This window comes from Paenibacillus durus ATCC 35681 (assembly GCF_000993825.1).
GTDB lineage: Bacteria > Bacillota > Bacilli > Paenibacillales > Paenibacillaceae > Paenibacillus_AQ > Paenibacillus_AQ durus_B.
Genome location: NZ_CP011114.1, coordinates 3423812 through 3436771, shown reverse-complemented (window position 1 = coordinate 3436771; position 12960 = coordinate 3423812). Strand labels below are relative to the sequence as shown.

Below are 12960 nucleotides of genomic sequence, written 5' to 3'. Positions count from 1 at the left end.
GGTAATTATATAAGATGAACTTGAAAAATGGCATCAGGGTAAGGAGTAACGAAGGGGGAGTTTGGAACAGTTAGGAGCGACAGCGATCGCCTTTGTCTCCGGATTTCATCCGTGAATAGCGGTATTAATTTAGAAATCTGGGGACAACAGCGGCCGGAAGTCCAAACATTCCTCGTAGTTACGACTGATATTTGATGAGAAAATCTTAAGTTCAGCTTATATAGAATAAGGAAATAGTATCATATAGAAGATTGGAAAATATTACAGGTTGTTATACGTATCGCAGACATGTTATATTATAAATCTAGTTGCTGATGACAAATTGCTAATAGCAGCGCAGAGTTATATTTTAGAGGTGCTAAAGCTATTAAAAAAAGTCTTGCAATCGGTCGAAAAAAATGATATATTAAAGATCCGGTTGACAAACAGTCATCCGCACTGAAGATTTAAAGCAATGAAGAGTTGATCTTTGAAAACTGAACAACGAGTGAGTGGGAATTCGCTTGGCGAGTTCCAAAAAAAAGATGGATTTCACAGCGTGTTTCACGCTTTTGAAATGCCGTTCTGAGAATGTAAATTCTCGTCAGATGTTTCAAATTGAGCTTATCAGCTCTTTTCGATATCTGGATACGAAATCATCCGCTCAGCCGAGTTGGAGCGATTTCCTATTCAGCCGATGTTGCGCTGCAGCATCTTTATTGGAGAGTTTGATCCTGGCTCAGGACGAACGCTGGCGGCGTGCCTAATACATGCAAGTCGAGCGGAGTTGTGATGGAGCTTGCTCTTGATCAACTTAGCGGCGGACGGGTGAGTAACACGTAGGCAACCTGCCCCTTGGACTGGGATAACTACCGGAAACGGTAGCTAATACCGGATAATTCCTCTTAGCTCCTGCTAGGAGGCTGAAAGGCGGAGCAATCTGTCACCAAGGGATGGGCCTGCGGCGCATTAGCTAGTTGGTGGGGTAACGGCTCACCAAGGCGACGATGCGTAGCCGACCTGAGAGGGTGAACGGCCACACTGGGACTGAGACACGGCCCAGACTCCTACGGGAGGCAGCAGTAGGGAATCTTCCGCAATGGGCGAAAGCCTGACGGAGCAACGCCGCGTGAGTGATGAAGGTTTTCGGATCGTAAAGCTCTGTTGCCAGGGAAGAACGTCCTTAAGAGTAACTGCTTAAGGAGTGACGGTACCTGAGAAGAAAGCCCCGGCTAACTACGTGCCAGCAGCCGCGGTAATACGTAGGGGGCAAGCGTTGTCCGGAATTATTGGGCGTAAAGCGCGCGCAGGCGGCTGTTTAAGTCTGGTGTTTAAACCATGGGCTCAACCTGTGGTCGCACTGGAAACTGGGCAGCTTGAGTGCAGAAGAGGAAAGTGGAATTCCACGTGTAGCGGTGAAATGCGTAGAGATGTGGAGGAACACCAGTGGCGAAGGCGACTTTCTGGGCTGTAACTGACGCTGAGGCGCGAAAGCGTGGGGAGCAAACAGGATTAGATACCCTGGTAGTCCACGCCGTAAACGATGAGTGCTAGGTGTTAGGGGTTTCGATACCCTTGGTGCCGAAGTTAACACAGTAAGCACTCCGCCTGGGGAGTACGGTCGCAAGACTGAAACTCAAAGGAATTGACGGGGACCCGCACAAGCAGTGGAGTATGTGGTTTAATTCGAAGCAACGCGAAGAACCTTACCAGGTCTTGACATCCCTCTGAATACGTTAGAGATAGCGTAGGCCTTCGGGACAGAGGAGACAGGTGGTGCATGGTTGTCGTCAGCTCGTGTCGTGAGATGTTGGGTTAAGTCCCGCAACGAGCGCAACCCTTGACTTTAGTTGCCAGCAGGTAAGGCTGGGCACTCTAGAGTGACTGCCGGTGACAAACCGGAGGAAGGTGGGGATGACGTCAAATCATCATGCCCCTTATGACCTGGGCTACACACGTACTACAATGGCCGGTACAACGGGAAGCGAAGCCGCGAGGCGGAGCCAATCTTATAAAGCCGGTCTCAGTTCGGATTGCAGGCTGCAACTCGCCTGCATGAAGTCGGAATTGCTAGTAATCGCGGATCAGCATGCCGCGGTGAATACGTTCCCGGGTCTTGTACACACCGCCCGTCACACCACGAGAGTTTACAACACCCGAAGTCGGTGGGGTAACCGCAAGGAGCCAGCCGCCGAAGGTGGGGTAGATGATTGGGGTGAAGTCGTAACAAGGTAGCCGTATCGGAAGGTGCGGCTGGATCACCTCCTTTCTATGGAGAATCGTTTCCCGCAGCGGAAACATTCAAATACGGAAGCTTGACTTCCGGCAACACTCACTCGTTGCTCAGTTTTGAGAGTTCAACCTCTCAAAAGCAAGAACCTTGATCCTTGAAAACTGGATACCGAAACGAAAATTGCGTTTTAGAACATCTTTTAGCTGAAACTTGTGTCCAAACAAGTGAAGTAAGAGTGCTTAGTTGGTTAAGCTACTAAGAGCACACGGAGGATGCCTAGGCGCCAGGAGCCGACGAAGGACGTGGCGAACAACGAAAAGGCCTCGGGGAGCTGTAAGCAAGCTTTGATCCGGGGGTGTCCGAATGGGGAAACCCGGCTGTGGTAATGCACAGTCACTTCCATCTGAATACATAGGATGGATAGAGGCAGACCAGGGGAACTGAAACATCTAAGTACCCTGAGGAAGAGAAAACAAGAGTGATTCCGTCAGTAGCGGCGAGCGAACGCGGAACAGCCTAAACCGAAGAGCTTGCTCTTCGGGGTTGTGGGACGTCTTACACGGAGTTACAAAGGAATAGGGTAAATGAAGAGGTCTGGAAAGGCCCGCCAGAGAAGGTAACAGCCCTGTAATTGAAATTCGATTCCCTCCAAGACGGATCCCGAGTAGTGCGGGGCACGTGAAACCCCGTATGAATCCGGCAGGACCATCTGCCAAGGCTAAATACTCCCTGGCGACCGATAGTGAAACAGTACCGTGAGGGAAAGGTGAAAAGCACCCCGGAAGGGGAGTGAAAGAGTGCCTGAAACCGTGTGCTTACAAGAAGTCAGAGCCCGTTAAATGGGTGATGGCGTGCCTTTTGTAGAATGAACCGGCGAGTTACGTTTAACGTGCAAGGTTAAGGCGAGGAGCCGGAGCCGCAGCGAAAGCGAGTCTGAATAGGGCGCTTAAGTACGTGGGCGTAGACCCGAAACCGGGTGATCTACCCCTGTCCAGGGTGAAGGTGCGGTAACACGCACTGGAGGCCCGAACCCACGAACGTTGAAAAGTTCGGGGATGAGGTGGGGGTAGCGGAGAAATTCCAATCGAACTCGGAGATAGCTGGTTCTCCCCGAAATAGCTTTAGGGCTAGCCTCGGTGAATGAGAGTAATGGAGGTAGAGCACTGATTGGGTGCGGGGCCCGCAAGGGTTACCAAGCTCAGTCAAACTCCGAATGCCATCTACTTGTCGCCGGGAGTCAGACAGTGAGTGCTAAGATCCATTGTCAAAAGGGAAACAGCCCAGACCATCAGCTAAGGTCCCCAAGTGTGTGTTAAGTGGGAAAGGATGTGGAGTTGCACAGACAACCAGGATGTTGGCTTAGAAGCAGCCACCATTGAAAGAGTGCGTAATAGCTCACTGGTCGAGTGACTCTGCGCCGAAAATGTAACGGGGCTAAACACACCACCGAAGCTATGGCTTGATGCTTGCATCAGGGGTAGGGGAGCGTTGTGTATACATTGAAGGTTGACTGTAAGGACAGCTGGAGCGTACACAAGTGAGAATGCCGGTATGAGTAACGAAAAGATCAGTGAGAATCTGATCCGCCGAAAGCCCAAGGTTTCCTGAGGAAGGCTCGTCCGCTCAGGGTCAGTCGGGACCTAAGGCGAGGCCGACAGGCGTAGTCGAAGGACAACAGGTTGATATTCCTGTACCACCGTAATCCGCTATCGAGCGATGGGGGGACGCAGGAGGGTAGTGACGCGGACTGATGGATGTCCGTCCAAGCAGTGAGGCTGATGTGTAGGCAAATCCGCGCATCGCAAGGCCAGGCTGTGATGGGGAGCGAAAACTATAGTAGCGAAGGTCATGATCTCACACTGCCAAGAAAAGCCTCTAGCCAGGAGAAGGTGCCCGTACCGCAAACCGACACAGGTAGGCGAGAAGAGAATTCTAAGGCGCGCGGAAGAACTCTCGTTAAGGAACTCGGCAAAATGACCCCGTAACTTCGGGAGAAGGGGTGCCTCGGTAGGGTGAATAGCCCGAGGGGGCCGCAGTGAAAAGGCCCAAGCGACTGTTTAGCAAAAACACAGGTCTGTGCGAAGCCGCAAGGCGAAGTATACGGGCTGACGCCTGCCCGGTGCTGGAAGGTTAAGGGGAGCGGTTAGGGGTAACCCGAAGCTGTGAACCGAAGCCCCAGTAAACGGCGGCCGTAACTATAACGGTCCTAAGGTAGCGAAATTCCTTGTCAGGTAAATTCTGACCCGCACGAATGGCGTAACGACTTGGGCGCTGTCTCAACGAGAGATCCGGTGAAATTTTAATACCTGTGAAGATGCAGGTTACCCGCGACAAGACGGAAAGACCCCATGGAGCTTTACTGCAGCTTGATATTGAACTTGGGTACGATCTGTACAGGATAGGTGGGAGCCTTGGAAGCCGGAGCGCCAGCTTCGGTGGAGGCGCCGTTGGGATACCACCCTGATCGTATCTAGGTTCTAACCTGGTACCCTAAGCGGGTACGGGGACCGTGTCAGGCGGGCAGTTTGACTGGGGCGGTCGCCTCCTAAAGCGTAACGGAGGCGTCCCAAGGTTCCCTCAGAATGGTTGGAAATCATTCGAAGAGTGCAAAGGCAGAAGGGAGCTTGACTGCGAGACCTACAAGTCGAGCAGGGACGAAAGTCGGGCTTAGTGATCCGGTGGTACCGCATGGAAGGGCCATCGCTCAACGGATAAAAGCTACCCTGGGGATAACAGGCTTATCTCCCCCAAGAGTCCACATCGACGGGGAGGTTTGGCACCTCGATGTCGGCTCATCGCATCCTGGGGCTGAAGTAGGTCCCAAGGGTTGGGCTGTTCGCCCATTAAAGCGGTACGCGAGCTGGGTTCAGAACGTCGTGAGACAGTTCGGTCCCTATCTGTCGTGGGCGTAGGAAATTTGAGAGGAGCTGTCCTTAGTACGAGAGGACCGGGATGGACGTACCGCTGGTGCACCAGTTGTTCCGCCAGGAGCATGGCTGGGTAGCTACGTACGGACGGGATAAGCGCTGAAAGCATCTAAGCGTGAAGCCCCCCTCAAGATGAGATTTCCCAATATGTAAGACCCCTTGAAGACGACGAGGTAGATAGGTTGGAGGTGGAAGCACGGCAACGTGTGGAGCTGACCAATACTAATCGGTCGAGGGCTTATCCAAAATAACGCAATGTTTCGTTTCGATCCAGTTTTCAGGGAGCAAGATCCCTGTAGGATAACGCTTTGAAATTCATTCACACGATCCGTGATAAACCGAATTTCAGGCGGGCCGCGTTTGTTTCACAAACGCCCGTTTGGTGGCGATGGCGGAGGGGTTCCACGCGTACCCATCCCGAACACGACCGTTAAGCCCTCCAGCGCCGATGGTACTTGGACCGAAGGGTCCTGGGAGAGTAGGACGTTGCCAAGCACATGAACCATTGCTGATCCCAGCAGTGGTTTTTGTTTATATAAATAACTATTGCTTTATATCAGTTGATTTGGTATAATGAAGTTCGTTGTCACGATTGAGAAGTGATACTTATGGCCCGTTGGTCAAGGGGTTAAGACACCTCCCTTTCACGGAGGTAACAGGGGTTCGAATCCCCTACGGGTCACCATTAATTTATAACACTTGGTTATTATTTGATTGACGCGGGGTGGAGCAGCTCGGTAGCTCGTCGGGCTCATAACCCGAAGGTCGCAGGTTCAAATCCTGCCCCCGCAACCAAATCTTCTTATCTAAGAATAAGAAGTGCCTCGTGGAACCGTGGTGTAGAGGCCTAACATGCCTGCCTGTCACGCAGGAGATCGCGGGTTCGAATCCCGTCGGTTCCGCCATTTAAATGTACTTTCCTAAATTAAAGATATGCGGACGTGGCTCAGCGGTAGAGCATCGCCTTGCCAAGGCGAGGGTCGCGGGTTCGATTCCCGTCGTCCGCTCCATATCTTGCGCCCTTAGCTCAGCTGGATAGAGCGTTTGACTACGAATCAAAAGGTCGGGAGTTCGAATCTCTCAGGGCGCGCCATTATTGCTTCATGAAGAGTAACCTGATCCGAAACGTTGGAGTTCATTGGAACCTAAGTTCGAGTAAAAATTCATCGCAGTCGGGTACGTATCGTGACCGCATCTCTCAGAGCATTTATGATGATTTTTACCAACCGAATCGATACATAGTAAGGTGGGTTAAGCCGGTTTACAGCTTGAGCCACTTTTTTGTTGTATTTTATAACAGCGTAACTGGAATATCGTAACGAAAGAGCTAACACTGCATAAATTTCGGCGTCCGAGGACAGATTAAGGAAAAAAGCAGAATGAAGGGGATTAACATGAGTTCTTTTCGTCTGAAAAAGCAGCTGTGGCGCCGGTGGAGACGTTGGAAAAAAGCGCTGTGGGTCGGAACGGCATGCGCAGTTCTTATAATCTGTGCCTGGTCCGGCATGCGCATGTCTGAGGATATATCGAGACTGTTGACAGGATCAATGTCGGCAGCGGAGCAAACCTTTGCCGAGCTCAATGACCGCGCCTCGGGCGGTGACATCCTACTGCCTGAGCAGGTTTCCGCTGTGTTCGAGCAAGAAGATCAGAAAGAGCAGGCTTCAAATCAAGGCAATGCCGATTCCCTTATCAAGGTTATTGCCGATAGCGGTCTTAGCCGGAAAGTGCATTATAAAACAACCTATGTCTGTGACGAGGAAATCCGTAATGTACCCCAAGCGATGAGCCCTAAGGAATTGCAGTTCCTCATTGCTGAACATTCGGACTGGCAGGGGAAGATTGGGCCTGAAGGAGATGTCTGGCTGGAACGGAATGTGAACGATTTATCGCCTTCCTGTAAGAAGGAAGCGTATATTGGCATAGATAACGAAGGGAATCTTACCCTGTACAAAGGCCCTCCTAAACGGGAGGAGGCGCTCAAGACTTTTTTTCAAATCGACATAGGCACTATGAAATCTGCTCTACCGGAGAAGATGTGGTGGCAGCTTCAAGGCGGAATCCGCGTGCAGGATATCGATGAGTATAACAGTGTTCTGTCAACCTTCAGCGATTATGCGAGGGACAATGCCGAGGCAATGTAGGGTGATTGATTTAAGCATATGATCATGGAACAAGGATATTGGGACCGCTGGCGAAAGCCTGCGGTCTTTTTGCTGCTTATCTGTATTCTTATATATGCATACTGTCAGACATACCCAGAAGGACGGGTTTATCTATTCGGGACTATTTATATATCGCTTATGGCAAATTTTATGCCCCCCGTGCAGGCTATTTTTGCTATAATGGGTAGAAGGAATACATATGTTCGCTTTAAGGGCCATGAAATGGACCGTGCGGGAAGGCTCCCGTTTACAATAGAGGAGAGATGGTTGTGCGAATTTTGGGGATCGACCCGGGGATTGCGATTGTCGGCTTCGGCTTTATTGACAAGAACGGCAGCAAGCTTACGCCGGTGCAGTACGGCAGTATTCAGACGGAAGCCCACACACCAGAGGAGGAACGGCTGCTTCATGTCTATGAAGGGATGCTGCAGCTGATCGACCGCTACAAGCCGGATGCCGTAGCGCTGGAGAAGCTGTTCTTCAACCGGAACGTGACGACGGCAATGTCGGTCGGGCAGGCTCGCGGCGTTTTGGTGCTGGCAGCGGTGCAGCGCGGACTTGCTGTGGCGGAATATACGCCGATGCAGGTGAAGCAGGCCATAGTCGGGTATGGCAAGGCGGAGAAACGGCAAGTTCAGGAAATGGTGCGGATGTATCTGAAGCTGTGTGCTATTCCGAAACCAGATGATGTAGCCGACGCGTTGGCTGTTGCGGTATGTCATGCCCACTCTTATACGCTGAATTCGAAGATAAATGAGGTATTGCGAAAATGATTGATTTTTTGAGAGGACCGGTCGTCCATCTGGAACAGGAATACGTGGTGCTGGATGTTCAGGGTGTGGGATACCGGGTGTTTTGCCCAAATCCCTATGCTTTCGCGAAACAAGAGGGACCGGTAACGGTATATATTCATCATCATGTTCGCGAGGATGCGATTCTGCTGTTCGGCTTTCCCACCCGGGAAGAGCAGAAATTGTTCCGGAAGCTGATCGAGGTGTCGGGTATCGGTCCCCGCGTGGCGCTTGGGATTCTGACAGGGGGCACACCGGACCATGTCATTTCGGCGATTTATCAGGAGAATATTACATTCCTGACCAAGCTGCCGGGAATCGGCAAGAAGACTGCGCAGCGTATGATTCTTGATCTGAAGGATAAGCTGGAAGGCCTGGGAACGGTCACGTTCCAAACGGGACTGTTTGCGCTGGAAGAGAATTCGGAGAGCGGTTCCGGTGAGCTGTCCTGGCAGGAAGCCAGAGACGGGCTTAAGGCGCTTGGGTATACGGAAAGTGAGCTGGATCGTGTCTGGCTGGCGCTGAAGAAGGAAGGCGCGGAGACCGCTTCGGTCGATGTGCTGATGAAAAAAGCGCTTAAGCTGCTGTATGTAGCGAAGTAGACCGGATCTAGCGAAGTAAAGAGCAAATGAGCAGCAGGTGACGAAGGTCCGCTAAGTACATGATGAAGTGGAGCGATGGAAAGATGGAGGACCGGATCATATCCGCAAATTTAATGATGGAAGACCAGGCGGTGGAGCTTAGTTTGCGTCCCCGTTTTCTGGCTGAATATATCGGGCAGAACCAGGTTAAGGAGAATCTGAAAATCTATATCGAAGCGGCCAAAATGCGGGGGGAGGCGCTGGATCATGTTCTGCTGTACGGACCGCCGGGTCTAGGTAAAACGACGCTGGCCAATATCATCGCCAACGAACTGGGAGTGAATCTGCGGACGACGTCCGGTCCCGCGATCGAGCGGCCGGGCGATCTGGCGGCGCTGCTTACCAATCTGCAGGAAGGCGATGTGCTGTTCATCGATGAAATTCACCGGCTGCACCGGACAGTAGAGGAAGTGCTGTATCCGGCAATGGAGGATTTCGCGCTTGATATTATGATCGGCAAAGGCCCGAGCGCCCGCTCGGTACGATTGGACCTGCCCCCGTTCACACTGGTGGGGGCCACCACGCGGGCCGGGCTGCTGTCCGCGCCGCTGCGCGACCGGTTTGGCGTTGTCAGCCGTCTGGAGTTCTATACGGTGGACGAACTGAGCTACATCGTCTCGCGCGGCGCCGATATTCTCAGTATTGAAATTGTCGGCGACGCAGCTGAAGAGATTGCGCTGCGTTCACGGGGAACCCCGCGGATCGCGAATCGTCTGCTGAAACGGGTTCGCGATTTCGCCCAAGTCAAAGGAGACGGGATCATTACGCCGGATGTTGCCGACGAAGCGCTCAAGATGCTGCAGGTCGACCCGAGAGGTCTTGACAGCATTGATCATCGAATGCTGCATTCGATGATCAGCGGATTTCGCGGCGGGCCTGTCGGGCTGGACACGATTGCCGCCACGATCGGCGAGGAGAGCCAGACGATCGAAGACGTCTATGAGCCGTACTTGCTGCAAATCGGATTTTTGCAGCGTACGCCCAGGGGAAGAATGGTTACCCCGGCAGCTTACCAGCATTTAGGAATTCCGCTCCCTCCGGAGCAATCCTGATCTATTCGAATTTGGCGATTGGAGGATAACGCGAAGATGAGGCAATTGTGGAAGAAAGGTAAACGGGCACTGGCAAAAGGTCTGCTGGCCGCGGCGCTGGCGGCGGGATGCCTGCTCATTCCCTCTGGAGTAGGTTACGCTGATTCCCCTCGAACGATACGCGTTGCGTTATTTGCGGATATCGGCAGTAAATATAAATTGACGGTTCCGGCGGTCACGCTCCTCTCGAGCCAGACTTGGAGCCTGGCCGCCGAAAATGGCGGGAACGTTCTCGTTACGGTCCCTTCAGGGACAAAGGTGCGGGCAAGCTTGGACGGTTACCGCGTCAAAGTGCTTGAGACATCCTCCTGGCCGATGGCGGCCGACGCGGCGAAGAAGCTTCAATCTACATCGGACAAGCCTCTGCTGTTCTTGAACTCAAAGGGCGGCAGCAATGTATATCAACTCTATACAGGAACATATGCCAGCGAAAGCGCCGCAAAGAATGCGGTTGACAGATTGGCTAATGCCGGCTTAAGCCTTCCTGCGGACCAGCCTCCCGTCATTAAGGGCGGCAAGCATCTGACTGCGGGCAGCTATGCCACGCAGTTGGAAGCAGATACCGCCAGAGCAAGCATCGCCGCTGCCGGCGTTGACGCCTGGACCGCCGTCGTACCTTCCGAAGGCGGGGGATCGAAATACGAGGTATGGGTGTCCGAAGCTGCCAGCGACAGTGATCTGGATGCGGCGCGGATTGTGCTTAGCCAAGTGCTTCCGCAGCTGTCCTTAACGACAGCTTCTGCGGGCCTCATGATCCGGACGGAAGCCGGTCTTGACCTGAACAGCGAGACGCAGGCGCCGCATTATGCGGTATCCGGCGGGGCGAAGTTCATGGCTTCCGGAAGCAGCGCGGGTATTCAGCTTGCCGAGAGATCCAAGCGGACTTACCGAGGCAGTCTGGAGCTTGGCGGAATGAACGGGTCGCTATCGGTGATCAATGAACTGTCGCTGGAGCAATATCTATACTCGGTTGTTGGCGGAGAGGTCTCTTCGAGCTGGCCGGCAGAAGCGCTTAAAGCCCAGGCGGTAGCGGCCCGCAGTTATGCGCTTGCGCAGGGAATGCGGTTCGATATCGCAAATGTCGTTGATACTACGCTCAGTCAGGTATACAACGGGATCGGCACCGAAGCGGCTTCAATTACCTCGGCGGTGGATGCCACCGCCGGAGAAGTGCTGAAGAGCGGAGGGAACATTATTGAAGCCGTCTTCTCGTCCAACAGCGGCGGTGTGACCGCCGACCCGACCGAGGTATGGAACAACAACGGCGGGAATGTATTTGCCAGCGTCGACAGCTCTGCTGACAGTTCTGCCGTGGCCGCCGCGAAGAAATGGTATTATGTGCAGCTGCCTGGCGGCACTGACGGATACGTCCGGGAAGACAACGTAAAATTGACGGGAGAGAAGACCGCAGCCGGTCTGGATCTGCTGACGGCGACAACCAAAGATGTCAATGTACGGGCTCTGCCTGTTCTTGACAGCAGCGTAAGTCCCGTCGGCAAGCTGAATCCGGGAGAGAATGCGGTTGTACTGGACAAAGTGCTGGAGTCGGGCAGCTACAGTTGGATTAAGGGACCTTATACATCCGCCGAGCTTCTGAAGAGTCTGCAAGGGAAGACGAGCGCTGCTCTGCCGTCATCCATCACCAGCCTTCAGGTGACGGAACGCGGTCCGTCGGGACGGGCGGTTCAGGTTAAAGCTAACGGTAATGCCCTAAGTGTGAAGTATCCCGATTTGTACCGCTCTGCCCTGGGCGGGCTGCCCAGTACTTTGTTTGATATTGTGCCATCCGGCAGTTATACTGTATTAGGCGCCGACGGCAGAACCGCATCGGTAAGCGGTTCACAGCCAGCCGGTGTACTGTCCGCTACGGGAATGGTAACGGGAGGCGGCAGCGGAACCGTAGTGATGAACGGGGATAACAAGGCGAGGGTGATTGACGCAAGTCCCGGCTTCCTGTTCATTGGCTGGGGCTACGGCCATGGACTCGGCATGTCCCAGTGGGGCGTTAAGGGAATGGCAGAGCAAGGGTATGACTACCAGAAGATTTTGCAACACTATTTTCAGAACGTTACTATAGTTAAGGAATGACAAGCAATGAATGTAGATTTGTATGATTTCCATCTGCCGGAGGAACTGATTGCCCAGACTCCGCTTCCCGACCGCAGCGCATCCAGGCTGCTCACGTTGGACAAGCGGAGCGGCAGGACGGAGCATCGGCATTTTACCGATATTATCGACGAATTGCAGCCCGGGGACACGCTTGTGCTGAATGATACGAGAGTCATTCCTGCCCGGCTGTTCGGGATCAAAGAAGACACCGGGGCTAAGGCCGAGGTGCTGCTGCTCAAGAACCTCAGCGAGGACCGTTGGGATGCGTTGGTGAAGCCGGGGAAAAAGCTTAAGACCGGAGCCGTCATATCTTTTGGTGAGGAGCTCCGGGCCGTAATCGAGGAAGAAAGCGATATGGGCGGGCGAACGCTGCGGTTCATGTACCAAGGGATATTTCAGGAGATTCTGGACAGACTTGGTACGATGCCGCTACCGCCGTATATTAAGGAGAAGCTGGATGACCGGGAACGGTATCAGACCGTATACGCCCGTCATGAAGGCTCGGCGGCAGCGCCTACGGCAGGTCTGCATTTTACAGAGGATCTGCTGAAGCATATTCAGGATAAAGGGGTTCGATTAGCCTATATAACCCTTCATGTCGGACTGGGTACATTTCGGCCTATGTCTGTTGATACGGTGGAAGAGCATGTCATGCATTCGGAGTATTTCATGCTGCCTCAGGAGACGGCGGATTTGCTGAATGAAGCCAAATCTAAGGGAAGCCGGATCGTAGCGGTAGGGACGACCTCCTGCCGTACACTGGAGACGGCCGGCGGCATGTTCGGCGATGGACCGCTTGAAGCATGCAGCGGCTGGACGGATATCTTTATCTACCCCGGCTATGAGTTCAAACTGGTGAACGCCTTGATTACTAATTTTCACCTGCCGAAATCGACGCTGGTTATGCTGGTCAGCGCTTTGGCGGGCAGGGAACATATTCTTGCCGCATATCAAGAGGCGATCCGGCAGAAATACCGCTTCTTCAGCTTCGGCGACGCAATGTTCATTTACTAAGTATGAGGAT

At 53.1% G+C, this 12960-nt stretch carries 6 protein-coding genes, 5 tRNA genes and 3 rRNA genes; all 14 read left to right on the top strand.

The window, feature by feature from the left end:
• Positions 1-695: 695 nt before the first annotated feature.
• The 14 genes from VK70_RS15860 (at position 696) to queA (ending at position 12950) form a co-directional block, all read left to right on the top strand.
• Positions 696-2248 (top strand): 16S ribosomal RNA (locus VK70_RS15860).
• A 209-nt stretch (positions 2249-2457) separates the two neighbouring features.
• Positions 2458-5385: ribosomal RNA gene (locus VK70_RS15855) — 23S ribosomal RNA — on the top strand.
• Between the two features lie 132 nt (positions 5386-5517).
• A 5S ribosomal RNA gene (rrf, locus tag VK70_RS15850) occupies positions 5518-5634 on the top strand.
• The 16S, 23S and 5S rRNA genes sit together here with 5 tRNA genes alongside, the layout of an rRNA operon.
• A gap of 115 nt (positions 5635-5749) precedes the next feature.
• A tRNA-Glu gene (locus VK70_RS15845) sits at positions 5750-5824 on the top strand.
• 33 nt (positions 5825-5857) lie between these two features.
• Positions 5858-5934 (top strand) — tRNA-Met (locus VK70_RS15840).
• A gap of 33 nt (positions 5935-5967) precedes the next feature.
• Positions 5968-6044, top strand: a tRNA-Asp gene (locus VK70_RS15835).
• A 30-nt stretch (positions 6045-6074) separates the two neighbouring features.
• Positions 6075-6149: transfer RNA gene (locus tag VK70_RS15830), tRNA-Gly, on the top strand.
• Between the two features lie 6 nt (positions 6150-6155).
• Positions 6156-6232, top strand: a tRNA-Arg gene (locus tag VK70_RS15825).
• A 301-nt stretch (positions 6233-6533) separates the two neighbouring features.
• Positions 6534-7283 (top strand): BofC C-terminal domain-containing protein, encoded by a 750-nt coding sequence (locus VK70_RS15820; protein WP_025695220.1) that lies wholly within the window; start codon positions 6534-6536, stop codon positions 7281-7283.
• A 290-nt stretch (positions 7284-7573) separates the two neighbouring features.
• Positions 7574-8077 (top strand): crossover junction endodeoxyribonuclease RuvC, encoded by a 504-nt coding sequence (ruvC, locus tag VK70_RS15815; protein WP_025695221.1) that lies wholly within the window; start codon positions 7574-7576, stop codon positions 8075-8077.
• Entirely contained in the window at positions 8074-8697 is a 624-nt protein-coding gene (gene ruvA / locus VK70_RS15810) for a Holliday junction branch migration protein RuvA (RefSeq protein ID WP_025695222.1), read from the top strand. Before ruvC ends, ruvA begins: the two co-directional genes overlap by 4 nt.
• 83 nt (positions 8698-8780) lie before the next feature.
• Positions 8781-9788, top strand: a complete 1008-nt coding sequence (gene ruvB, locus VK70_RS15805; protein ID WP_025695223.1) for a Holliday junction branch migration DNA helicase RuvB — start codon at positions 8781-8783, stop codon at positions 9786-9788.
• A gap of 36 nt (positions 9789-9824) precedes the next feature.
• Entirely contained in the window at positions 9825-11915 is a 2091-nt protein-coding gene (locus VK70_RS15800) for a SpoIID/LytB domain-containing protein (RefSeq protein ID WP_025695224.1), read from the top strand.
• A gap of 6 nt (positions 11916-11921) precedes the next feature.
• On the top strand, positions 11922-12950 hold the full coding sequence (gene queA / locus VK70_RS15795) for a tRNA preQ1(34) S-adenosylmethionine ribosyltransferase-isomerase QueA (protein ID WP_025695225.1): 1029 nt from the start codon (positions 11922-11924) through the stop codon (positions 12948-12950).
• Positions 12951-12960 lie beyond the last annotated feature (10 nt).

Excerpts from the sequence above, each read along its gene's own strand:
- VK70_RS15820 (WP_025695220.1), top strand. The coding sequence starts at position 6,534 with ATGAGTTCTTTTCGTCTGAAAAAGCAGCTGTGGCGCCGGTGGAGACGT.
- ruvA (WP_025695222.1), top strand. The coding sequence starts at position 8,074 with ATGATTGATTTTTTGAGAGGACCGGTCGTCCATCTGGAACAGGAATAC.
- ruvB (WP_025695223.1), top strand. The coding sequence starts at position 8,781 with ATGGAGGACCGGATCATATCCGCAAATTTAATGATGGAAGACCAGGCG.
- VK70_RS15800 (WP_025695224.1), top strand. The coding sequence starts at position 9,825 with ATGAGGCAATTGTGGAAGAAAGGTAAACGGGCACTGGCAAAAGGTCTG.
- queA (WP_025695225.1), top strand. The coding sequence starts at position 11,922 with ATGAATGTAGATTTGTATGATTTCCATCTGCCGGAGGAACTGATTGCC.